At 75.8% G+C, this 22197-nt stretch carries 20 protein-coding genes; 10 read left to right on the top strand and 10 right to left on the bottom strand.

Going from position 1 to position 22197, the window contains the following annotated elements; all coding sequences use genetic code 11:
* Positions 1–56 precede the first annotated feature (56 nt).
* Positions 57–1472 carry an amidase gene (locus tag BLS21_RS22020; RefSeq protein WP_091223533.1) on the top strand — a complete coding sequence of 472 codons (1416 nt, stop codon included), beginning with the start codon at positions 57–59 and terminating at the stop codon, positions 1470–1472.
* Between the two features lie 97 nt (positions 1473–1569).
* On the opposite strand, the gene BLS21_RS22015 is transcribed toward BLS21_RS22020, so the two are convergent.
* The 3 genes from BLS21_RS22015 to BLS21_RS22005 are packed head-to-tail and all read right to left on the bottom strand — an operon-like array spanning position 1570 to position 7664.
* Positions 1570–2229: a maleylpyruvate isomerase family mycothiol-dependent enzyme gene (locus BLS21_RS22015; protein WP_091223531.1), complete on the bottom strand. Its 660-nt coding sequence runs from the start codon at positions 2227–2229 to the stop codon at positions 1570–1572.
* Between the two features lie 60 nt (positions 2230–2289).
* Positions 2290–7242: an NAD-glutamate dehydrogenase gene (locus tag BLS21_RS22010; RefSeq protein WP_091223529.1), complete on the bottom strand. Its 4953-nt coding sequence runs from the start codon at positions 7240–7242 to the stop codon at positions 2290–2292.
* 53 nt (positions 7243–7295) lie between these two features.
* Positions 7296–7664, bottom strand: coding sequence for a phage holin family protein (locus tag BLS21_RS22005; RefSeq protein WP_091223601.1), 369 nt, complete (start codon positions 7662–7664; stop codon positions 7296–7298).
* A 163-nt stretch (positions 7665–7827) separates the two neighbouring features.
* On the opposite strand from BLS21_RS22005, the gene BLS21_RS22000 reads away from it, so the two are divergent.
* The 4 genes from BLS21_RS22000 (at position 7828) to BLS21_RS21985 (ending at position 11341) form a co-directional block, all read left to right on the top strand.
* Positions 7828–8226, top strand: coding sequence for a thiol-disulfide oxidoreductase DCC family protein (locus BLS21_RS22000; protein ID WP_091223599.1), 399 nt, complete (start codon positions 7828–7830; stop codon positions 8224–8226).
* Positions 8227–8288: 62 nt separating this feature from the next.
* Positions 8289–9260: a chemotaxis protein CheB gene (locus BLS21_RS21995; RefSeq protein ID WP_091223527.1), complete on the top strand. Its 972-nt coding sequence runs from the start codon at positions 8289–8291 to the stop codon at positions 9258–9260.
* Between the two features lie 107 nt (positions 9261–9367).
* Positions 9368–10555: an ATP-binding protein gene (locus BLS21_RS21990; RefSeq protein ID WP_091223525.1), complete on the top strand. Its 1188-nt coding sequence runs from the start codon at positions 9368–9370 to the stop codon at positions 10553–10555.
* 120 nt (positions 10556–10675) lie between these two features.
* Positions 10676–11341, top strand: coding sequence for a hypothetical protein (locus BLS21_RS21985; protein WP_091223523.1), 666 nt, complete (start codon positions 10676–10678; stop codon positions 11339–11341).
* Here BLS21_RS21985 and BLS21_RS26480 read toward each other — a convergent pair.
* Positions 11330–12118 (bottom strand): alpha/beta fold hydrolase, encoded by a 789-nt coding sequence (locus BLS21_RS26480; protein WP_425431627.1) that lies wholly within the window; start codon positions 12116–12118, stop codon positions 11330–11332. The two genes, BLS21_RS21985 and BLS21_RS26480, sit on opposite strands and share 12 nt — an antisense overlap.
* Before the next feature lie 271 nt (positions 12119–12389).
* Between BLS21_RS26480 and BLS21_RS21975 the strand changes: the two genes are divergently transcribed.
* From BLS21_RS21975 to BLS21_RS21960, 4 genes are all read left to right on the top strand, one after another.
* Positions 12390–13151, top strand: coding sequence for a ZIP family metal transporter (locus tag BLS21_RS21975; RefSeq protein ID WP_091223519.1), 762 nt, complete (start codon positions 12390–12392; stop codon positions 13149–13151).
* 38 nt (positions 13152–13189) lie between these two features.
* The gene (locus BLS21_RS21970; protein ID WP_091223517.1) at positions 13190–14116 is read left to right on the top strand and encodes an alpha/beta fold hydrolase; all 927 of its coding nucleotides are present in this window, start codon (positions 13190–13192) and stop codon (positions 14114–14116) included.
* A gap of 227 nt (positions 14117–14343) precedes the next feature.
* Entirely contained in the window at positions 14344–16035 is a 1692-nt protein-coding gene (locus BLS21_RS21965; protein WP_245700667.1) for a SpoIIE family protein phosphatase, read from the top strand.
* Between the two features lie 119 nt (positions 16036–16154).
* Complete coding sequence (locus tag BLS21_RS21960) at positions 16155–16613, top strand: ATP-binding protein (RefSeq protein WP_091223515.1); 459 nt, start codon at positions 16155–16157, stop codon at positions 16611–16613.
* A 120-nt stretch (positions 16614–16733) separates the two neighbouring features.
* On the opposite strand, the gene BLS21_RS21955 is transcribed toward BLS21_RS21960, so the two are convergent.
* The 6 genes from BLS21_RS21955 to BLS21_RS21930 are packed head-to-tail and all read right to left on the bottom strand — an operon-like array spanning position 16734 to position 20471.
* Positions 16734–17234 (bottom strand): hypothetical protein, encoded by a 501-nt coding sequence (locus tag BLS21_RS21955; protein ID WP_091223513.1) that lies wholly within the window; start codon positions 17232–17234, stop codon positions 16734–16736.
* Positions 17231–17593, bottom strand: a complete 363-nt coding sequence (locus tag BLS21_RS21950) for a response regulator (RefSeq protein ID WP_091223512.1) — start codon at positions 17591–17593, stop codon at positions 17231–17233. Before BLS21_RS21950 ends, BLS21_RS21955 begins: the two co-directional genes overlap by 4 nt.
* On the bottom strand, positions 17590–18120 hold the full coding sequence (locus BLS21_RS21945; RefSeq protein WP_091223510.1) for a chemotaxis protein CheX: 531 nt from the start codon (positions 18118–18120) through the stop codon (positions 17590–17592). The genes BLS21_RS21950 and BLS21_RS21945 overlap by 4 nt, the downstream gene beginning before the upstream one ends.
* Positions 18117–18500, bottom strand: coding sequence for a response regulator (locus BLS21_RS21940; protein WP_091223508.1), 384 nt, complete (start codon positions 18498–18500; stop codon positions 18117–18119). The genes BLS21_RS21945 and BLS21_RS21940 overlap by 4 nt, the downstream gene beginning before the upstream one ends.
* A 1-nt stretch (position 18501) precedes the next feature.
* Positions 18502–19326, bottom strand: a complete 825-nt coding sequence (locus tag BLS21_RS21935) for a CheR family methyltransferase (RefSeq protein ID WP_091223506.1) — start codon at positions 19324–19326, stop codon at positions 18502–18504.
* Positions 19323–20471, bottom strand: a complete 1149-nt coding sequence (locus BLS21_RS21930) for a protein-glutamate methylesterase/protein-glutamine glutaminase (RefSeq protein WP_091223504.1) — start codon at positions 20469–20471, stop codon at positions 19323–19325. Before BLS21_RS21930 ends, BLS21_RS21935 begins: the two co-directional genes overlap by 4 nt.
* Positions 20472–20828: 357 nt before the next feature.
* Between BLS21_RS21930 and BLS21_RS21925 the strand changes: the two genes are divergently transcribed.
* On the top strand, positions 20829–22013 hold the full coding sequence (locus BLS21_RS21925) for a glucose-1-phosphate adenylyltransferase family protein (RefSeq protein WP_091223502.1): 1185 nt from the start codon (positions 20829–20831) through the stop codon (positions 22011–22013).
* The last annotated feature ends 184 nt before the right edge of the window (positions 22014–22197 follow it).

Raw genomic sequence — 22197 nt, 5'->3', positions numbered from 1 at the left:
CACCGCAGGACCGGTACGGCGTGAGGAACACCCGCGGTGCGTGTCAGAGTCTCCCGGTGACCACGACTGACGAGCTGTGCCTGCGGCCGGCGACCGAGCTGGCGGCGCTGATCCGCTCCCGGCAGCTGTCCGCGCGCGAGCTGGCCGACGCCTGCCTGGCGCGCATCGACGCGCTCGACGACCGGGTCAACGCGGTGGTCACGCTGGACGCCGAGGGCGCCCGTGCCGCCGCCGACGCCGCCGACGCCGCGCTGGCCGGCGGCGAGGAGGTCGGCCCCCTCCACGGGCTGCCGGTGGCGCACAAGGACACCCACGCCACGGGCGGCATGCGCACCACCTGGGGCTCCCCGCTCGCCGACACCGTGCCGGCGGACGACGAGCTGGTGGTCGCCCGGCTGCGCGCAGCCGGGGCGGTGCGCGTCGGCAAGACCAACGTGCCCGAGTTCGCGGCCGGCTCGCACACGTTCAACCCGCTGTTCGGCGTCACCCACAACCCGTACCGGCACGGGTCGTCGGCCGGCGGCTCGAGCGGCGGCGCCGCCGCGGCGCTGGCGGCGGGGTTCGTGCCGGTCGCCGACGGCAGCGACTTCGGCGGCTCGCTGCGCAACCCGGCGGCGTTCTGCAACGTCGTCGGGCTGCGCCCCACGCCGGGCCGGGTGCCGACCTGGCCGGCGGCGATGGGCTGGTCCCAGCTGTCGGTACAGGGGCCGATGGGCCGGACCGTGGCCGACGTCGCGCTGGTGCTCTCGGCGATGGCCGGGCCGGACCGCCGCGTGCCGATCTCCCTCGACGACCCCGGCGCACCGTTCGCCGCGCCGCTGCCCGAGCGCCTCGACGGGCTGCGGGTGGCCTGGGCGCCGGACCTGGGCGGGCGGGTGCGCGTGGACCCGGCGATCACGTCGGTGCTGTCGCAGAGCGTGGCGGTGTTCGAGGAGCTGGGCGCCACCGTGGAGGCCGACTGCCCGGACCTCTCCGGCTCCGACGACGTCTTCGGCACGCTGCGGGCCTGGGTGTTCGACGCGACGTTCAGCGACCTGGCCCGGCAGCACCCGGACGGGCTCAAGGAGTCGATCCGCTGGAACGCCGCCCTGGGAGCTGAGCTGACCGGCGCCGACGTCGCCCGCGCCGAGATCGCCCACACGGCCCTCTACGAGCGCGTGGTGGGCTTCTTCGACCGCTACGACGTCCTGCTGGCGCCGACGACGCAGGTGCTGCCCTTCCCGGTGGAGCAGGAGTACCCCACCGAGATCGATGGGGAGCCGCTGACCGGCTACCTGGCCTGGATGCGCTCCTGCACGCTCATCACGCCGACCGGCTGCCCGGCGCTCTCGGTGCCCGGCGGGTTCACCACCGACGGCCTGCCCGTGGGCCTGCAGGTCGTCGCGCCGCCGCGGGCCGACCGGCGGGTGCTGGAGGTGGGGCACGCCTTCGAGCGGGCGACCCGTTTCGGCGAGCGCCGTCCGCCCCTCTGAGGCCGTCTAAGCATCTCTACCTGTCGAGTTAGACAGTCGCAGACGAACCTCGACCGTCGTCCGCTCGACCGACGTCTGCGGTTCTCTCGGCCAGGCGCTAGACAGCCCTAGACGGGGCTCGACCCGACGGCGCGACCACCCGGGCCGCGAACTCCGGCAGCCCGGGCCCCTCGAGGTGGTCGAGCGCGACGGGCCGGCCGGCCATGGCGAGCACGAGGTCGAGGGTGCGCCCCCGCACCAGCGGCCCCTCCCCCGCGGCGAACGGCCCGTCGGAGGCCTGGAGCCGCAGTCCCGCCGTCCGCCGCTTCGACGGGACCGTGAAGTCGCGCGCGGCGTAGGACCGCGCCACCCGCTCGAGGGCGTCGGCGGCGTACGCGTGGTCGATCCCCAGCGGACGGCGGACGTCCTCCCCGTGCACGACGACCTCCCCCAGCCACGCGTCGACGTGCCTGCGGGTCGGCGCCGTCCTGCTGGTGACGACGTTGCGGAACCGCGCCAGCGTCTGGTCCGGGGAGGCGCCGAGCTGCTCGCGCAGGCGCATGGCGACCATCCGGTCGACGTCGAACCGGCACCGCACGAGGCCGGCGAACCAGCGGGGGAAGGCCGAGCTCGCCCCGGCGGTCAGGTGGGCGACGACCTCCTCGACGCTGAGCCCGTCGCACAGCGAGGGTGTCCGCCAGGCGCCGACGCCGAGCCACTCCAGGTCCGCCACCAGTGCGGCCCGCTCCGCCGCCACCGCCTGCCACGTGTCCGTCACGCCGGTGCAGACCGCCGTCGGCCGGCGTACTCATCGCTCGGGCGGCTCGCGGGTGGACCGCTACGCGCGGCGGCGCAGGCCGCGCAGGGTCCGGACGGCGACCAGCAGCTCGGCCAGCTCCTGCCGGTCCCCCGCGGCGATGTCGACCAGCTGCGCGGCCGCCCGCTGCTGTGAGCCGTCCCAGCCGGCCACCCAGCGCGCCACCAGCTCGCCGGCGTCCTCGGCGCTCCCCGTCCGCCCGCCGAGCACCTCGGCGGTCAGCGCGGCCTGCTCGCCGGCCAGGTCGTCACGCAACGAGGCGCGGGCCATCGCCGGCCAGCGGCGGTCGCGGGGCAGCGCGACGACCAGCTCGCGCAGCGGCACCAGCGCCAGCCGCTCGGCCACCGCCTGGTGCACCTGCCCGGCCAGCTCGATCGGGGCGCCGGTGCGCTCGGCGACGACCGCCAGGTCCAGCGCGGCCGGCAGCAGGGGTGCTGCGGCCACCTCCGCGGCCAGCGGCTCGGGCACCCCTGCCCGCCGCAGCCGGTCGGTCCGCTCGGCGAACGCGGCCGCCTCGGCACCCAGCAGCCACGACGGCAGCCCGGCGCGCACTGCGGCCACCGGGGCGGCGAAGCGGCCGGTCAGGTCGCCCAGCGGGGCGGCCTCGGCCGCGGTGATCTCCGGCAGCCGCAGCAGCCAGCGCGCCGCCCGCTCGGCCAGCCGGGTCGCCTCGGTGCGCAGTTCCACCTGGGTGGTCGCGGGGACCCGGTTGTCCAGCGGGCGGACGGCGTCCCACAGCCGGTCCACCTCGAACGCCGCCCGGGCGACCGCGTGCGCCCGCACCACCCCGGGCAGCGGGACCCCGGTCTCCTCGGACAGCCGGAACAGCCCGGTCACCCCGGCCACGTTGACCGCCCGGTTGGTCAGCGCGGTCGCGACGATCTCCCGGCGCAGCGGGTGCCCGGAGACCGCCGCGGGGAAGCGGCGGCGCAGCTCTGCCGGGAAGTAACCGACGAGCAGCTCCTCCAGCGCCGGGTCGTCGGGCAGGTCCGAGGCCAGGACGGCGTCCCCGGTCTCGAGCTTGGCGTAGGCCAGCAGCACCGAGAGCTCGGGGCTGGTCAGCGCCTGCCCGTCGCGCCGCCGCTCGGCCAGCTGCCGGTCGTCGGGGAGGAACTCGACGCTGCGCACCAGCCGGCCGGAGCGCTCCAGCGCCCGCAGGAACCGGGCGTGCGCGTCGAGCAGGCTGCGCGCGGAGGCCACCTCGACCGCGAGGGTCGCGTTCTGCGCGTGGTTGTCGGTCAGGACGGCGGCGGCGACCTCGTCGGTCATCTCGCCGAGCAGCGCCGCGCGGCCCTCGGCGTCCAGCTCGCCGGCCTCCACCACCCGGTCCAGCGCGATCTTGATGTTGACCTCGTGGTCGGAGGTGTCCACGCCGGCGGAGTTGTCGATGGCGTCGGTGTTCACCCGGCCGCCACTGCGCGCGTACTCCACCCGGCCGCGCTGGGTCAGGCCGAGGTTGCCGCCCTCCCCCACCACGCGCACCCGCAGGTCGCGGCCGTCGACCCGGACGGCGTCGTTGGCCTTGTCGCCCACGTCCAGCGCGCTCTCGGTCGAGGCCTTGACGTAGGTGCCGATCCCGCCGTTGAACAGCAGGTCGACCGGCGCCAGCAGCACGGCGCGGATGAGCTCGACCGGGGACAGCGTGTCGACGTCGTCGGCCAGGCCGAGCGCGGTCCGCGTCGGCTCGCTGACCGGCACCGCCTTCGCCGTCCGGGGCCACACGCCGCCGCCCGGGCTGATCAGCGCGGGGTCGTAGTCGGCCCACGAGGAGCGCGGCAGCTCGAACAGCCGCTTCCGCTCGGCGAAGGACGTGGCGGCGTCGGGTGTGGGGTCGACGAAGACGTGCCGGTGGTCGAAGGCGGCGACCAGCCGGATGTGCTCGGACAGCAGCATGCCGTTGCCGAAGACGTCGCCGGACATGTCGCCGACGCCGACCACGGTGAAGTCCTGGCTCTGCACGTCCAGGTCCAGCTCGCGGAAGTGCCGGGTCACCGACTCCCAGGCGCCGCGGGCGGTGATGCCCATGGCCTTGTGGTCGTAGCCGACCGAGCCGCCCGAGGCGAAGGCGTCGCCCAGCCAGAAGCCGCGCTCCAGCGCCACCGCGTTGGCCAGGTCGGAGAAGGTCGCCGTCCCCTTGTCGGCGGCGACGACGAGGTAGGTGTCGTCGCCGTCGTGCCGGACCACCCGCTCGGGCGGGACCACCCTGCCGTCGACCAGGTTGTCGGTGAGGGACAGCAGCGCGCCGATGAACAGCCGGTAGCAGGCCTGCCCCTCGGCGAGCCACGCGTCCCGGCCCTCGCTCTCCGCCGGCGGCCTGCGGACGACAAAGCCGCCCTTGGCACCGGTGGGCACGATGACGGTGTTCTTCACCATCTGCGCCTTGACCAGCCCGAGCACCTCCGTGCGCAGGTCCTCGTGCCGGTCGGACCAGCGCAGCCCACCGCGCGCGACCGCGCCGAAGCGCAGGTGCACGCCCATCACCCGCGGCGAGCTCACCCAGACCTCGCGGGCCGGCCGCGGCTCGGGCACGTCGGGGACCTCAGCCGGGTGCAGCTTCAGCGCGAGCAGGGTGGGCCGGGGGCCGGACATGGCGTAGTAGGTGGTCCGCTGGGTGGCCAGGACGGCGGCGAGCAGCGCGGTGAGCACCCGGTCGGCGTCCAGCGACTCCACGCGGCCGATCGCCTCGCGCAACGACCGGACCAGCTCGTCGGTGCGCGCCGCCCGCCCGCCGTCCCGGCCCGGGGAGAAGCGGGTCTCGAACAGCGCCACCAGCCGGGCGACGACGTCGGGGTGGGCGGCCAGCGTCGTCTCCACGTACCGCTGGCCGAAGGGCAGGCCGGCCTGCCGCAGCCACTGCACGTAGGCGCGGACGACGGTCACCTGCCGCCAGTTCAGCCCGGCCAGCAGCACCAGCGCGCCCAGGCCGTCGTCCTCGGCGTCACCTCGCCACACCGCGGACAGCGCCTCGGTGAAGCGCTCGGGCAGCGAGCCGGGGAAGGGCAGGTCGCCGACCGGCGCGGTCAGCCCGAAGTCGTAGATCCAGGCCAGCGGGGCGCCGATCCGGTCGATCTCGTAGGGCCGCTCGTCGACGACGTCCACGCCCAGGTGCTGCAGCATCGGCAGCACGTCGGAGAGCAGCAGCCGCTGGCCCACCCGGTAGACCGCCAGCCGCGGCTCGGTCGCGGACGCCCCCGCCGGACGCCGCAGCACCAGTCCGAGCTCACCCTCGGACAGCCCGTCGAGCCGCTCGAGGTCCTCGACGGCGGTCGTGGCCGGGAAGTCCTCCTGGTACGCGGCCGGGAAGGCGTCGGCGACGCGGGCGAACCGGCGCTCGGCGTCCGCGCCGTAGCGGGCGGCGAGGGCCTCGGCCAGCTCGTCGGTCCAGCTGCGGACAACGGCGGCCAGCGCGTCCTGCAGCGCGGGGACGTCGACCTCGGGCAGCGTGGGCCGTCCACCCCGTGTCACCGGCGGGCGGACGACGAAGTGCAGCCGGGCGAGCACCGACTCGGTGACCCGAGCGGTGTACTCGATGCTGGAGCCGCCCAGCCGCTCGAGCAGCAGCTGCTGCACCGCCAACCGGACCTCGGTCGTGTACCGGTCGCGGGGCAGGTAGACGATCGCCGACCAGAACCGGTCGCCGGGGTCGCGGCGCAGGAACAGCCGGGTCTGCCGGCGCTCCTGCAGGTGCAGCACGGCCAGCGCGACCGGCAGCAGCTCGTCGGTGCCGACCTGGAAGAGCTCGTCGCGGGGGTAGGTCTCCAGGACGTCGAGCAGCTCCTTGCCGGTGTGGCTGTCGGCGGGGACGCCGGAGCGCTCGACCACCCCGGCCACCCGGCGGCGCACCAGCGGCACGTCGCGGACCGAGTGCGCGGCGGCCGCGGTCGGGAACAGCCCGACCAGCCGGTGCTGCCGGGCCGGGCCGCCGTCCGGGCCGGGGAGGGTGACCGTGACCAGGTCCAGCCAGGTGCGGCGGTGCACGGTGGAGCGCGCGTCGGCCTTGGTGACCGCGAGCAGCGTGGTGCCCGGGGCGGACTCGGGGGCGGTGGCGATGTCGGCGTCGCCGCGCAGCACGCCCAGCCCGCTGCCGGCGACCGGGCGGGCCGTCGTCCGGCCGTCGGTCCGGACCAGGTCGACGTCGCGCGCGCCCAGGAAGACGAAGTTGCCGGCGGTCAGCCAGCGCAGCAGCGCGGCTGCCTCGGCGGGGTCGTCGGCCGGGTCGGCGGGGGTCTCCTGGGGGACGGCCGTCCGCTCCAGCCGGTCGGCGAGCTCGAGGGCGCGGGTCCGCATCCGGGCGGCGTCCTCGTGCACGGCCCGGACGTCGGCCAGCACGGTGCGCAGGCCGGCGACCAGGTCGCCGGTCGCCTCGTCGTCCAGCGGCCCGTCGAGGAGGACGGCCATCCAGGACTCGGCGAGCGCGTCGGCGCCGCACCCGCCGGGGTCGGCGCTGTCGCAGAACGCGCGGATCCGGCCGGTCACGTCGCGGCGGACCACCAGCACCGGGTGGACGACGTGCTCGAGGCCGAAGCCCTGGCGGACCACCTCGGCGGTCACGGAGTCGACGAGGAAGGGCATGTCGTCGGTGACGACCAGCACCAGCGCGCGCGAGCCCGCGCCGTCCCGGGCGGGCAGCTCCTGGACGTCGACCGTGGCCGCCCCCTGGGGGCGCACCTCGGCCAGCCGCAGGTGCCGCAGCGCGAGGGCGGCGAGGTCGGCCGGGTCGTGGTCGAGCACCTCCGCGGCCGGCTCGCTCCAGTAGTAGCGGCGCAGCAGGGCCGGGACGTCGTCCGCGCCGCAACCGGCGGGCAGACCCGGCGCGCCGCCGAGGGCCGCGCGGGCCGCCCCCTCCAGCCGGCGGCGCTTCTCGTCGCGTTCCGCCTCGAGGGCGGCGAGTTCGTCGGTCGCGGCGGCGGGCGTGCCGTCGTCCGCGGGGGCCGGTACCGGGATCGCCGGGACCGTGCCGGTGGTGCGGGTCATACGAGCGAAACTAGTCCGGCGAGGTGCTCGCCGTCACAGCGGCGCGGCGACCGTCAGCGGCGCTCGGTGAGCTGGTCGGCGATCCAGCCGCCGATGGCCAGCAGCAGGCCGCCGACGACCGCGGTGCCGAAGCCGTCGACCTGCAGCCGGTCGGTGAGCGCGGCGGTGATGCCGAGCAGCGCCGCGTTGACCACGAGCAGGAACAACCCGAGCGTGACCAGCACGAACGGGAAGGACAGCAGCCTCAGGACCGGCCCGACGACCGCGTTGACCACCGCGAAGATCAGCGCGATCCACAGGTAGGTGCCGGGCTCGCCGAGCGGCCCGTTCGGGTTCGGGATCACCTCGATGCCGTTCAGCAGGTAGGCGACGCCGTAGAAGACGCCGGCCATGAGGACGACCTTCACCAGGAACCTCAGCACCGGGCCCACGCTAGCGGCGGCACCTGCCAGGACCCTGTGTGTCGCGTCGGGCCCCGCCCCGTGATCCTGGGATCGTCGCCGCCCGGCCCGGCGCGTCGTCGCGTGTCCGCTGCGGCGAACCGTGGTCGACGGGGGACGGGTCCTGGGACGAGAGGTGGAGACCGTGCAGCGACCGGCCCTGGTCTTCGACGGTGACTGCGGGTTCTGCACCCGCTCGGCGGCCGTCGCCCGGCGGGTGCTGCCCGCCGACTGCGCGGTCGTGCCGTGGCAGGGCGCCGACCTCGGCTCCGTCGGCACCACCGCGGAGCGCGCGCAGCGGGAGGTGCTGTGGGTGCCGCGCACGGGGGACGTCGTCGGCGGGGTGCGCGCGGTGGCCGCCGCCCTCCGCGCGGCCGGCCCGGGCTGGGCGCTGCTGGGCCGGCTGCTGCAGCTGCCCCTGGTCCGGGTGCTGGCCGACCGGGTCTACCGCGTGGTGGCGGCCAACCGGATGCGGCTGCCCCGCGGGACGGCGGCCTGCGCCCTCCCGCCGCGTCCGGACGACGGGGCCGGCCCCGCCTCCTGACGCGTCGGCGCCCGTCCCGCGGGTAACCCCAGGGCGGAGCCCGGTCGGGCGGAGGGGCGGCGGTGGTCGATCGGCTGGTCGTGGTGGGGGCGTCCGCGGGCGGCATCGGGCCGCTGCAGACGCTCGTCGCCGGCCTGCCCGCGGACCTCCCGGCGGCCGTCCTGGTCGTCGTCCACCTGCCGGCGACCGCCGACAGCCACCTGCCGGCCCTGCTCTCCCGCTGCGGCCCGTTGCCGGCCTCTCCCGCGCTCGACGGGCAGCGGCTGACGCCCGGCGCGATCCTCGTCGCCCCGCCCGACCACCACCTGACCGTCCGCGGCGAGCGCGTGCGGCTGACCCGCGGGCCGCGGGAGAACCGCCAGCGGCCGGCCGTCGACCCGCTGTTCCGCAGCGCCGCCGCCGCGTTCGGTCCCGGCGTCGTCGCCGTCGTCCTCTCCGGCGCCCTGGACGACGGCGCGGTGGGCGCCGCGGTCGTGGCCGCCCAGGACGGCGCCGTCGTGGTGCAGGACCCGGCCGAGGCCCGGGTGTCGGCGATGCCGCGGGCCGCGCTGGCCGCCGTCCGCCGGGCACGCCGGGTCGCCACCGCCGACCTCGCGGCCGTGGTGACCGGCCTCGTCCGGCCGACTCCCCCCGTCCCCGACGGGTTGTCGCAGCCCGACCTCCCGGACAGGAGCTCGACGATGAAGGACGGACCGACCGCGGTCACCGACCTGGGCAGCCCCACCGCGCTCGGCTGCCCGGAGTGCCAGGGCGGCATGTACGAGACCACACCGGACAGCACGGTCAGCTACACCTGCCACGTGGGGCACGGCTGGTCGGCCCAGACGCTGCTGGACGCACAGCACCAGGCGGTCGAGGGCGCCATCTACAACGCCGCCTCGAAGCTGCTGGAGATCGCCGCGGTGCACCGGCGGCTGGCCGAGCTCGACCCCCCTCAGCCGGGCAACCGGGAGGAGCACCTGCGCGCGGCGGAGCGCGCCGAGGAGCGGGCGCAGCGGGTCCAGCAACTGGCCGCCGAGGACCCGCAGCCGTGAGGGCGCCCGCGCACCGGACGTGACGACGCGCGGCGGGGACCACGACACCATCGCACCCTCTAGGTGTTTCTACGGGTCGGACTAGAGGCGCGCATACGGTGCCCGACATGGATCCCGTGCGGAACCCGTACGCCCCCGGCGCCGGCCAGCGCCCGCCCGAGCTGGCCGGGCGGGACGACGAGCTGTCGGCCTTCGACGTCGTCCTGGAGCGGATCGCGCACGGCCGCCCGGAGCGCTCGCTGGTGCTGACCGGGCTGCGCGGGGTGGGCAAGACGGTGCTGCTCAACCAGCTGCGCTCGGCGGCGATCGGCCGCGGCTGGGGCACGGGGAAGATCGAGGCGCGGCCGGACCAGTCGCTGCGCCGGCCGGTCTCCTCGGCGCTGCACATGGCGCTGCGCGAGCTGCGCCACCCCGACCAGGAGTCGATGGACGCCGTCCTCGGGGTGCTCAAGGCGTTCGCGCTGCGGCAGACCGCGGACGCGAAGGTGCGCGACCGCTGGCAGCCGGGCATCGACGTGCCGGCGACCAGCGGGCGGGCCGACTCCGGCGACATGGAGATCGACCTGGTGGAGCTGCTCAGCGACGCCGCCGGGTTGGCCGCCGACGTCGGCAAGGGCGTGGCGCTGTTCATCGACGAGATGCAGGACGTGCAGGGCGACGACGTCTCGGCCATCTGCGCGGCCTGCCACGAGCTCTCGCAGCAGGGCGCGCCGCTGATCGTCGTCGGCGCGGGGCTGCCGCACCTGCCGGCGGTGCTGTCGGCGTCCAAGAGCTACTCCGAGCGGCTGTTCCGCTACCTGCGCATCGACCGGCTGGACCGCCCTGCCGCCGACCGGGCACTGCTCGCGCCGGCCGAGCGGGAGGAGGTCACCTTCGAGCCCGAGGCGCTCGACGCGCTGTACGCGGCCGCCGACGGCTACCCGTACTTCGTGCAGGCCTACGGCAAGGTCACCTGGGACGTCGCCGCCGCCTCCCCCATCACCGCCGCGGACGTCGCGATGGCCGCGCCCGTCGCCGAGGCCGAGCTCGCGGTGGGCTTCTTCGGCTCCCGCTACGACCGCGCCACCCCCGCCGAGCGCGAGTACATGCACGCGATGGCCGAGCTGGGCGGACCGGCCGGGGCGGCGGTCTCCACCTCGGAGGTCGCGGTGTCGCTGGGCCGCCGGCCCGCGTCCCTCTCCCCCGCGCGGGACTCCCTGATCAAGAAGGGGTTGGTCTTCTCCGCCGAGCGCGGCCAGATCGCCTTCACCGTCCCGCACTTCGGCCGCTACCTGCTCAGCCACCCCGCCGAGTAGGGCGCCGCTGCACCGGCCCGAAGGGCCCTGGTCCGCACCGGGGCGGCCGGACGAACATGGACGGCGGGACGCCGCGTCCCGCCGTCCCGGACCGTCCTCCCGTCGATCGGGGCACCCTCCATGACCGCGACCCCAGCCCCGGCACCCGTACGTCCCGGCCGGTCGACGCCGCCCGGGCTGACCCCGCTGGCCCTGGTCACCGGCTTCCTGCCGTGGATCGTCTTCTCCGTCGTCTCGCAGCGGCTCGCCGCCGACGCCGTCGCGTGGAGCGCGCTCCTGGCGACGGCGATGGCGGCCGTCGCGGTCCTGCGGGACCGCCGCCGGCACGGCCCCCAGATCCTGGACCTGGGTTCGCTGGTCCTCTTCGCCGTCATCACCGTCACCGGGTTCGTCGGTGGCGCCGGGGTCGACCGGTGGCTGTTCGAGTGGGGCAGGCCGCTGGTCGGCGTGGTCCTGGGCCTGTACCTGCTGCTGACCGTGCCGGTGCTGCCGTTCACCGCGGAGTACGCCCGCCAGACGACGCCCCGCGAGTACTGGGGCTCCCCGACGTTCACCAAGATCAACCGGGTGCTCAGCACGGCCTGGGCCCTGGCCATCACGCTCATGGGAGTGGCCTCGCTCCTCACCACCGCCCTCCGTGCCGACGCGACCGGCACCCCCGGCGCCCACCTGCTCGAGCTGCTGCTCGACTGGGTGGTGCCGGTCGTGGTCATCTGCGCGATGGTGCGGTTCACCGCGAGCTACCCGGACCGGGTGACCGGCGCGGCGGCCGGCTCACACCGGTGACGACGGTCCCGGGCGGGGAGGTCGGCTGGGCAGGAGGACGGCGTCCAGGTCGGCTGCGACGTCCTCCCGGCGCTCCCAGCGGGGCAGTGCCCGTGTCCTCGTAGACGCGCAGCCGGGCGTCGGGGAGCGCGGCCAGGAGCCGGTCCTGCTGGCCGCGGTCGAACAGGGCGTCGGCGTCGCCCCGCAGCAGCAGCGTGGGTGCCGTGACGTCGCGGAGCCGACCGGGGTCGTCGACGCGGACCAGCCCCTCCCAGGAGTCGCGGTGGACCGACCCGGGTGCCTTGCGGCTCTCGGCGACGAGCGCGTCGGAGACGTCCGGTGCCACCTCGCGGTACACGGTGCCGGCGGTGGACTCCCGCGCGAAGCCGTCGGGCACCTGCTCGGGCAGGTCGGCGACGGCCGCCCGCACCTCCTCGACCAGGACGTCGCCCATCCGGTCGGCCGAGCCGATGAGCGCCAGCCGGTCGACCCGGTCGGGTGCTGCTCGGCCACCCTGCGGACGACGAAGCTGCCGGAGGAGTGGCCCACCAGGTGCACCCGTCCCAGGCCGAGCGCGTCGCAGAGGGCCAGGAGGTCGTCGGCGAACCTGTCGAGGGGGTGACCGCCGGCGGGGTGGTCGGAGTCGCCGAACCCGCGCTGACCGTAGGCGACGGCGCGCAGCCGCGGGTCCAGGTGGGCGAGGACGCGGCTCCAGGAGGACCAGGAGTCCGGCCAGCCGTGCAGGAGGGCGACGGGCGGCCCGCCGGGGTCGCCCCGCTCGACGACGTGCAGCCGCACGCCGTCGGGGAGGACCACGCTGTCGTGGCGGAGGGGCTGCGGCGTCCCGGACACGGGTCCCCCTCGGGGGTGGGGCCGGCGCCGCAGCGGGGACGGAGTCGTCCTGCCCTCCGGTCCTGCGGACCCGTGGTGGTCGACGGCCGACGGCCGCGAGCACGTGGCACCCGGCGCACACCGGCCACCCCGGTTGGCGGTGCCGACCCCGGGGCACTGACGGCGCCGGCGTCCGCAGCCGCGGGACGCGGAGCCGACGACAGGACGGGGCAGACGCGTGCCGACCTGGCTGGAAGCGGGCCTGTGGGGCCTCCTCGGCGGTGGCGCGCTGGTGCTCGGCGCGCTGGTCGCCTGGTTCGTGCGGGTGCCGCAGACGGTGATCGCCTCGGTGATGGCCTTCGGCTCTGGCGTGCTGATCTCCGCGGTGGCCTTCGACCTGATGGCCGAGGCCGCCGAGACCGGCGGGCTGGCCGCGACCGCCGTGGGCTTCCTCGGCGGCGCGCTGGCCTACCTGGCCGCGAACGCCGCGCTGGCCCGTCACGGCGCCCGGCACCGCAAGCGCTCGGGCAACGACCCCGACGAGGACCAGCCCTCGGAGCAGGAGCAGTCCGGCAGCGGCGCGGCGATCGCGATCGGGGCGCTGCTCGACGGCGTCCCGGAGCCGGTGGTGCTGGGCCTGGGCCTGCTGGGCGGGGGCGGCGTGAGCGCCCCGGTGCTGGCGGCTGTCTTCATCTCCAACGTCCCCGAGGGGCTCTCGTCGGCGGCCGGGATGCAGAGCAACGGCCGCCCGGCCCGCTACGTCTTCGGCGTGTGGGGCGGCATCGCGCTCGCCAGTGGCCTGGCCGCGCTGCTCGGCTGCGCCGCGCTCGGGGACGCGCCGCCCGAGGCGGTCGCGGTCATCACCGCGGTGGCGGCCGGCGCGATCCTCACCATGATCGCCGACACGATGATCCCGGAGGCGTTCGAGCGGACCCGCACCTGGACCGGCGTCATCACCACGCTGGGCTTCCTCGTGGCGTTCGCGATCGAGCGGGCCTGAACCTGCGGCGGCACCGCCGCCCGGGCAGGCTGGGGACCGTGAGCGACCCCGCCCGAGACCCCGAGCTGATCAGCGTCCCGGTGGAGGGCGGTGAGCTCGCCGCGCTGCACTGGCCCGCCGACTCCCCCGGTGCGCCCATCGCCGTCCTCGTCCACGGCATCACCGCCAACGCGATGGCCTGGGCACGGGTGGCCGGCGCGCTGGCCGGCGGGTTCGAGGTGGTCGCGCCGGACCTGCGCGGCCGGGCCGCGTCGGCCGGGCTGCCCGGGCCGTACGGGCTGGAGCGGCACGCGGCCGACGTCACCGCCGTCCTCGACTCCCTCGGCGCGGACGACGACGCGGGGGCCGACACCGCCGTGCTCGTCGGGCACTCGATGGGGGCGTACGTCGCGACGCTGGCGACCGCCGGGGTGGCCCGCGACCGCGTGCACGGCCTGGTGCTGGTCGACGGCGGCCTGTCGTACCCGACGCCGCCCGGTGCCGACGTCGACGCGATGCTGGCCGCCCTGCTCGGCCCCTCCCTCGACCGGCTGTCGATGACCTTCCCCGACCTCGCTGCGGTCCGGGCCTTCTGGTCCCAGCACCCCGCGGTCGGCCCCTGGGTCGACGTCCCCTCGGTGGCGGCGTACCTGGCTCGCGACGTGGTCGGCGAGCCGCCGGCGCTGCGCAGCGCGTGCGTCCCGGAGGCCGTGCGGGTGGACGGCGGCGACGTGCTGCTCAACGAGCGGGTGCTCGAGGCGACGACCGACCTGCCGGTGCCCGCCACCCTGCTGTGGGCGACCCGCGGGATGTTCGACCAGATCCCGGGCCTCTACGACGAGGTGCGGCTGGCCCAGCTGGGCCTGGAGCCCAGCGGCATCACCGCCCGGGAGGTGCCCGACACCAACCACTACTCGATCCTCTGGGCCTCCCAGGGGGTCGAGGCCGTCGCCGCCGCCGTCCGCGAGGCCGCCGCGCGGGACTGAGGACACCCGGGCAGTCGGGCTCTGCCGGCCGGGCGGTCCGGGTCCGACCCTGGGCCCGTGGGTGGTCCAGGACGACCGGGTGACGGCGGGCGCGCCACGCCGGTGCGCCTTGGCAGCGCGCGCGCCCGCTGCCACGATCCGGGCACCCTCCCGGCCCGCAGGGCGGCGGGGAGGCGCGCTCCGAGGTCGGGGCAGGGACCAGCCCGCCGAGAGAGGTGGTCCTCGTGGTGAGCCCAGGCCCGCAGCCCCGACCGCGGGGGTGGCCGGAGCCGCTCGACCGGAGCGCCGCCCTGGCCACCGGCGTGCTGGCCGCCATGCCCGCCGCGCTGGGCTGTCTGGACCCCGCCGGACGGGTCGCGCTGCTCAACGCGGCGGGCGAGCGGCTGCTCGACCGCCCGGCCGCCGACGTCGTCGGGCGGCCGGTCACCGAGGTGCTGTGCGCCGGCACGGCCGCCGCCGTCACCCGGGTCTGCCACGAGGCCGTGGCCTCGGGCGGGCCGGTCTCCCTCGAGGTCCCCGATCCCTGGGGCGGCCCGGGCTGGTCGGCGCTGCACGCCTGGCCGGTGTCGGACGGCGCCGCCTTCGTCTTCGTCGACGTCACCGCGCGCCGGCAGGCGCAGGACGAGGCCGAGGCGGCCCGGCGCGCCGCCGAGACGGCCCGGCGGGCCGCGGAGCGGGCCGGCGCCCGCACGGCGCTGCTGGCCGCGGTGACCGGGGAGCTGTCCGGCGCGCTGGACAGCGAGTCGGCGCTGGGCAGCCTGGCGCGGCTGGTCGTCCCCGCGCTCACCGACGGCTGCGTGGTCACCGTCGTCGACCGGGAGGGCCGTGCTCGCGACGTCGGCTCCTGGCACGTCGACCCGGCCCGCCGCCCGCTGCTGGACCGCTACGCCGAGGTCCGCCTGGACACCCTGCCGACGGCCTCCCCCGTCGCCCGCGCGCTGCGGTCGGGCAGCGAGGCGCAGCAGCCGGTGGCCGCCGTCCTCGAGCTCATGCCGCCGGGCCCGGCCCGCGACCTGCTCGTGGAGCTGGGCCCGGACACCGCCGTCGTCCTGCCGCTGACCGCCGACGGCCGCGCGGTCGGCGTCCTCACCCTGTACCTCGACCCCGGGCGCACGCTGGACGACGACGACCTGGCCACCGCCCGCGAGGTCGCGGCACAGGCCGGACGCGCCGTCGACCGGGTGCACCGGCAGAGCCAGCAGGCCAAGCTCGCCGAGGGCCTGCAGCGCAGCCTGCTCACCGACCTGCCGACCATCGCCGGGGCGCAGGTGGTGGCCCGCTACGTCCCCGCGGCGGAAGCTGCCCGCGTCGGTGGGGACTGGTACGACGCCTTCCTGCACACCGACGGCGACCCGGTCGTGGTCATCGGGGACGTCACCGGCCACGACACCGCCGCAGCGGCCGAGATGGGGCAGCTGCGCGGGCTGCTGCGGGGCATCGCCCACTACAGCGGCGCCGGGCCGGCGGAGGTGCTGCGCGGCCTGGACGCCGCGATGGCCGCGATGCACACCGGCACGCTGGCCACCGCCGCGATCGCGCGGCTCGAGGAGGGCGGGACCCGGCTGCGCTGGGCCAGCGCCGGCCACCCACCGCCACTGGTCGCCGACCCCGACGGCACGGTGACCGTGCTCGCCGACGGGCTGGGCGACCTGCTGCTGGGGGTGGACCCGACGACGGTGCGGCGGGAGTCCACCGTGCCGCTGCGCCCGGGTGCGGTCGTGCTGCTCTACACCGACGGGCTGGTGGAGCGCCGGGACTGCGACGTCGACACCGGGGTGGGCCGGCTGCGCCGGCACCTGGCCGCGCTGGCGGACCGGCCGCTGGAGCAGCTGGCCGACGAGCTGCTGGCGCGGATGCTGCCCGCCACGCCCGGGGACGACGTCGCCCTGGTGGCGATCTGCGTACACCCACCGCGCTGACCGGCACGGACGGGAGACGCCTCACCCCGCGGGGTCGGAAACGCCCGGGACACGATTGAGTGTCCAGCCGCCTGGGAACCCCCTGCGTGTCGGAGACCGCGACGGACGGGGAGAGGGCAGTGGGTCGACTCGCGTGGCCGTTGCGTCCGCTTCCGGACGGCCGGGGCGAGGTCTGGCGGTGGGACCTGCAGGCCATCGCCGAGCTCCCGGCCGCACGAGCCGTGCTGCGGGCACGACTGGACGGCGTCGGCTACCCGAGGGACGGCGACGACACCGCGGCCGAGCGGTTGATCCTGGCCTTCGACGAGCTGGCGTCCAACGCGCTGCGGCACGGCTTGTCCCCCGTCGTCGCCACGGTGGTCGCCGGCAGCGGCGGCTGGCTGCTCGACGTCAGCGACCGCGACCCCGACACCATGCCCAGCCCGGCCGTCGACCGCGACCCCGCCCAGGGCGGCCTGGGGCTCTACCTGGTGGCCCGGCTGTCGGTGGCCCACGGCTGGTACGTCGACGACGGCTGCAAGCACGTCTGGGCCTGCCTGCCCACGAGCACCGACGACCGCGAGCCGGCGTTCAACTGAGAAGGACCCCCTGCAGCACGCGACGACGGCCCCGAGGCGCAGTGCCTCGGGGCCGTCGTCGTGGAGCGCCCGGGACGGCGGGAGAGTGGTCTCCGGCGCCGTCCCGGGGCGTCTGCCGGGTCAGGCCCCGGAGGGGATGACCAGGGAGAGCCCGCCCTTGCCGTAACCGGGGACGTCGATGGCGAGGTCGAGCCGGTTGAAGGCGGCCAGCGAGCCGGCGATGTCGCCGGGCAGGTCGTCGCCCGGGGCGTAGAGCTTGTAGAGCTTGGAGTGCGGCGCACCCGGCACGTTGAACAGCGCCGAGAGCACGTTGACGACCTCGTGCAGCGCCTCGGTGAGCATCGTGGTCAGCTCGCCGTCCTCCTCGACGGCGTCCTGCGCGCCGCCGGGGGGCAGCAGCGCGAGGGCGGCGCCGGTGTAGGCGGAGGCGCCGAGGTCCATGACGCACAGCGCGTTCACGTTCATCGACGGGTCCACGTACACGGCCACCGACACCGGCGACTTCGGCGTCGGGGTCACCGGCGCGCCCGGCAGCACGCCGACGGACTTGCCGACCAGGCCGCTGAGCATGTCCTTGACGGCCTTGGCGTCCGGAAGGACGACGGTCAGCGCGGCGCTCATGCGATCACCCCGTCCAGGTTCTCGCGGAAGGTCTCCTCGTTGAACGGCTTGGCGATGAGGAACAGCGCGCCCGCGGCGCTGGCCTTGTCCCGCATCTCCTGCGAGCCCTCGGAGGTGACGAAGCCGAACGGGACGCCGGAGCCGGCCGAGCGCAGCGCCTGCAGGCACTCCAGCCCGGTCATGTTCGGCATGTTCCAGTCCGACAGCACCAGGTCGGGGTTCTCGGCCTGGACCTTGTCGTAGGCGTCGCGGCCGTCCTCGGCCTCGACGATGTCGTGGTCGTCGTACCCGGCCTGGCGCAGGGTGCGGATGACGATCTGCCGCATCACGCGGCTGTCGTCGGCGACGAGGATCTTCACAGTGACGCTCCGTTCGGGTGCGGGGGGTTCGGGTGCGGGGTGGACAGGGCCGGCAGCGCGCCCTGCACGGACACGACCAGGGGCTGGCCGCGCCACAGGACCTCGAGCCGGCAGACGTCCGCGGGGTTGCGGACGTCGGGGGCCTCGCCGACCTGGGGCAGGCCCAGGGTGGAGGGGCCGGGGAGGGCGGCCTTGACGTTGCCGCCGACCACGTTGGCGATCTCGCCGAACGCGTCGGCGACGTCCTCGTGGTCGAGCAGCTCGGGCGCGGCCTGGCCGAGCAGCGCCCGGGTCAGGTCGGCCGCGGTCTGCCGGCCGGTGGTGAGGACGACGCTGCCGGTCCACGGGCCGACGACGTCCACCCACGCCGAGAGCGTCTCGGCGGGCAGGTCGGCGGGCAGCGGGACGAGCACCTCGTCCTCCCCGACGAGGGCGACCCAGGCCTCACCGGCGATCGCCTCGACGGTGGCCTCGTCGATGAGCTCGGGGATGGTCGGGCGTGCGACGGCATCGGGTGCGAGCGTCACAGGACGGCCTCCTCGGGGAGCATGCCGAGCAGCGCGAGCTTGTCGCGGAGCGCGTCGGCGGTGAACGGCTTGATCACGTACTCGTGCGCGCCCGCAGCGAGCGCCCGGACGATCTGGCCCTGCTCGCTCTCCGAGGTCACCATCATCAGCGTGAGGGCGCGCCACGCCGGGTTGGCCCGGACGGCGGAGACGAACTGCAGCCCGTCCATCACCGGCATGTTCCAGTCGATCGTGCACAGGTCGGGCACGTAGCCCTCCTGCAGCACGTCGAGGGCCTCCTGCCCGTGGCCGGCCTGGCGGGTCTCGTAGCCGAAACCCTCCAGTGCCGCGCTCACGATGCGCCGCATGGCGCGGGAGTCGTCGATCACCAGTGCACGCACGTCAGTTCCCCTTCAGCGGGCGGTAGGCGGAGCTGCGGCCGATGACGACCCGCTCCCAGGAGTCGTCGACGCCGAGCGTGGTCTCCGCGGCGCCGAGGAAGAGCCATCCGTCCGGGCGCATGAGCGCGCGCACCCGGCGGAGGATCGCCTGCTTGGTGGGCAGGTCGAAGTAGATGAGGACGTTGCGCAGGTAGACCACGTCGAACGGCCCCATGCGGGGCAGCGGAGCGGCCAGGTTGCACTCGCTCGCCGTCACCATGCGCCGCAGCGACGGGGAGACCTCCCACTCGGTGCCCGCCCGCGTGAAGTGCCGCACCAGCATCGGTGCGGGCAGCCCCCGGTTGACCTCCAGCTGGCTGAACCGCCCGGCCCGGGTGCGCTCGACCATCTCGCGGGAGAGGTCGGTCGCGGTGATGGCGACGCGGGTCGCGGCGTTGGGCAGCGCGTCCTCGAGCAGCATGGCGATCGTGTACGGCTCCTGCCCGCTGGAGCAGGCCGCCGACCAGATCTGCAGCCGCTCGGCCGGCCCGCGGGCCGACACCAGCGAGGGCAGCACCGTCGAGGTGAGGGCGGTGAACGGGTCACCGTCCCGGAACCACGAGGTCTCGTTCGTGGTGAGCGCCTCGACGATCCTGCGGGTGGACTCGGGGCTGGGCCGGGTGCGGACCGAGTCGACCAGCCGGCCGACGTCGGGCAGCCCCATGGACCGGGCGATCGGCAGCAGCCGCGCTTCGACCAGGTACTCCTTGCCCGGGGCGAGCACGATCGCGCTCTCCCGGTGCACCAGCTGGCGGACCCAGTCGAAGCTGGTCGCGGTGAGGGTCATCGTCGTCCTCCGGCGAACGAGGGCGCGGGAGCCGGGTGGGCCGCGGGGACCCGCGGCCCGGTGATCCGCCGGGTGACCGCCTCGGCGACCCGGTCGAGCGGCAGCACCTCGTCGGCGAAGCCGGCCGTGGCCACGGCGCCGGGCATGCCCCAGACGACGGAGGTGGCCTGGTCCTGGACGACGACCGCGCCCCCGGCCTCACGGATGCGACCGGCGCCGATGCGCCCGTCCGAGCCCATGCCGGTGAGCACGACGCCGAGGACGGCGCCGTCGAAGGTCTCGACCGCGGAGCGGAACAGCGGGTCGACGGCGGGACGGCAGAAGTTCTCCGGCGGCGACTGGTCCAGCGCGGTGGACAGGCCGCGGCCGGTCCGGCGGATGGTCAGGTGGTGGTCGCCCGGGGCCAGGTGCACGGTGCCGGGCGCCAGCGGGGTGCCGTCGACGGCCTCGACCACGGTGAGCGGGCAGAGGCGGTCCAGCCGCTGGGCGAACTGGCGGGTGAAGACCGGGGGCATGTGCTGCACGAGCAGCACCGGGACCGGCAGGGACGCCGGGAGGGCCGGCAGCACCTTCGCCAGCGCCTCCGGGCCGCCGGTGGAGGAGCCGATGACCAGGACGGCGGGCTGCTTGACCGCACCGACGCGCGGGGCCGGCGGGCGGACCGCGGCCGGGGCGGGTGCGGCGGCGCGCACCGGACCGGTGGTGACCGGGCGCCCCGTGAGCGCCTTGATCTTGGGGATGAGCTGCTGGCGGACGCTCTCCATGGACTGCGCGACGCTGCCGACGTTGGCCGGCTTGGTGACGTAGTCGTTGGCGCCGGCGGAGAGTGCGTCGAGGGTGGCCGACGCGCCCCGCTCGGTGAGCGTGCTGAACATGATGATCGGCACGCGGCTGTGCCCTCGTCCCGCCCCACCACCCCCGGCACCGGCGCGGATGGCGCGGACCGCCTCGATGCCGTTCATCTCCGGCATCTCGATGTCCATCGTGACCAGGTCGGGCTTGAGCTGCTCGAGCTTGCCGACGGCGATGCGGCCGTTGACGGCGGTGCCCACGACCTCGATCGCCGGGTCCTCGGAGAGCACGTCGGTGACGATCTTGCGGACGACCACCGAGTCGTCGACGACCAACACCCGGATCGGGTCCATGCGTCCTCCGTCTCCCCGTGCGGGGGCCTGCCAGGGCGAACTGGCGCTGTGATCGGCACCGGCCCGGCAGTCGGGAACGGGTGCAGCCGGCGTCCGCCCGGGGTCCCGGCGGTGCCTGTCACGGGTGTTGTCGGCCGCTCCTCCCCCGCACTTGAGCCGATCCCGGGAATTCCGCACCACAACTCCGGAACGGCCGGAGCACGATCACCTACCATTTCCCGCCTCCTGTCGACACGTCTCCGGAGGAGCGACGGGTCAGCGTGTCGAGTGCCGTCTACGGCTCTCTGTCGTCCGTGCCAGAGAGCCGTAGAAAGTGCTCGCGAGGGTGAACGCCGTCCCCTCGGGTAGCCGGGGGCCATGGCACTCCCCCGGGTCCTCGTCCTCGTCCTGGCCGGTGGCGCCGGCGGGCGGCTGGAACTGCTCACCGAGCAGCGCGCCAAGCCCGCCGTCCCCTTCGCGGGCGTCTACCGGCTGATCGACTTCCCGCTGAGCAACTGCCAGCACTCGCACCTGGCCGACGTGTGGGTGTCCGTGCAGTTCCACCCCACGTCGCTGTCGCAGCACCTGGCCAACGGCCGGCCGTGGGACCTCGACCGCACCGACGGCGGGCTCCTCGTGCTGCCGCCGTACCAGGGCACCGACCGCGCCGGCTGGGTCTCCGGGACGGCGAACTCGCTGTGGCGCTACGCCCCGCTGGTCCGCGACCTCGATCCCGACGCGCTCGTCGTGGTCAGCGCCGACGCCGTCTACAAGCTGGACTACCGCGAGGTCGTCGACGGGCACCTGGGCTCCGGCGCGGAGGTCACCATGGTCACCACCGAGGTCGCCGAGGACGACGCGCCGCGCTACGGCATCGTCGAGGTCGGCAGCGGCGGGAAGGTGGCCGACTACGCCTACAAGCCCGACGAGCCGCGCACCACCACGGCCACCAACGAGGTCTTCGTCTTCTCCCCCGGCCCGACGCTGGACCGGCTGGAGGCGTTGGCCGCCGAGCACGGTGAGGACGGCCTGGAGGACCTGGGCACCCACCTGCTGCCGGCGCAGACCCGCGACGGCCTGGCCCGCGCGCACCCGTTCGAGGGCTACTGGCGCGACGTGGGGACCGTGGAGGCCTACTGGGCGGCCCACCACGAGTTCCGCTCCCCCGAGCCGCCCCTGGACCTCGACGACGAGGGCTGGGCGCTGCACACCCGCGGCGGCCGGCACAGCGCCGCCCGGGTGCTGCGCGGGGCGGAGGTGGACGACAGCCTGATCTCCGGCGGCACCCGGGTGGCCGGGCGGGTGAGCGGGTCGGTGCTCTCCCCCGGGGTCGTCGTGGAGGCCGGGGCGACCGTCGTCGACTCGGTGCTGCTGCCGGGTGCGCGCGTGCGGGCCGGCGCCACGGTGACCCGCACGGTGCTCGACGACGGCGTCGTGGTCGGCGAGCGCGCCACGGTGGGTGGGGACGGCGAGGTCACCCTGGTCGGCCGCCGGGCCGAGGTGGCGGCCGGCAGCGAGCTCCCCGCCGGCGCCCGCTTCCCGGATCCCGAGCAGGAGGGATGAGGGAGGGCCCCGTCCCGGCTCCCCTGGTGACCCGCTCCCCCGCCGTCCGCCGTCCGCCGTCCGCCGTCCGCCGTCCGCCGTGATCATGGGGTTCTGGCAGCCGCCGGCGGCGTGTCCGCACGCGCCCTCCGCAGCAAGCCCGTGATCAACTCGGGGTCGCGGCGGGGAGTGGGGGCCGGAGACT

Source organism: Geodermatophilus siccatus, assembly GCF_900103785.1.
Classification (GTDB): Bacteria; Actinomycetota; Actinomycetes; order Mycobacteriales; family Geodermatophilaceae; genus Geodermatophilus; species Geodermatophilus siccatus.
Note: the sequence above shows the minus strand (reverse complement) of the source record. Positions and strands in the feature narration are given on the sequence as shown.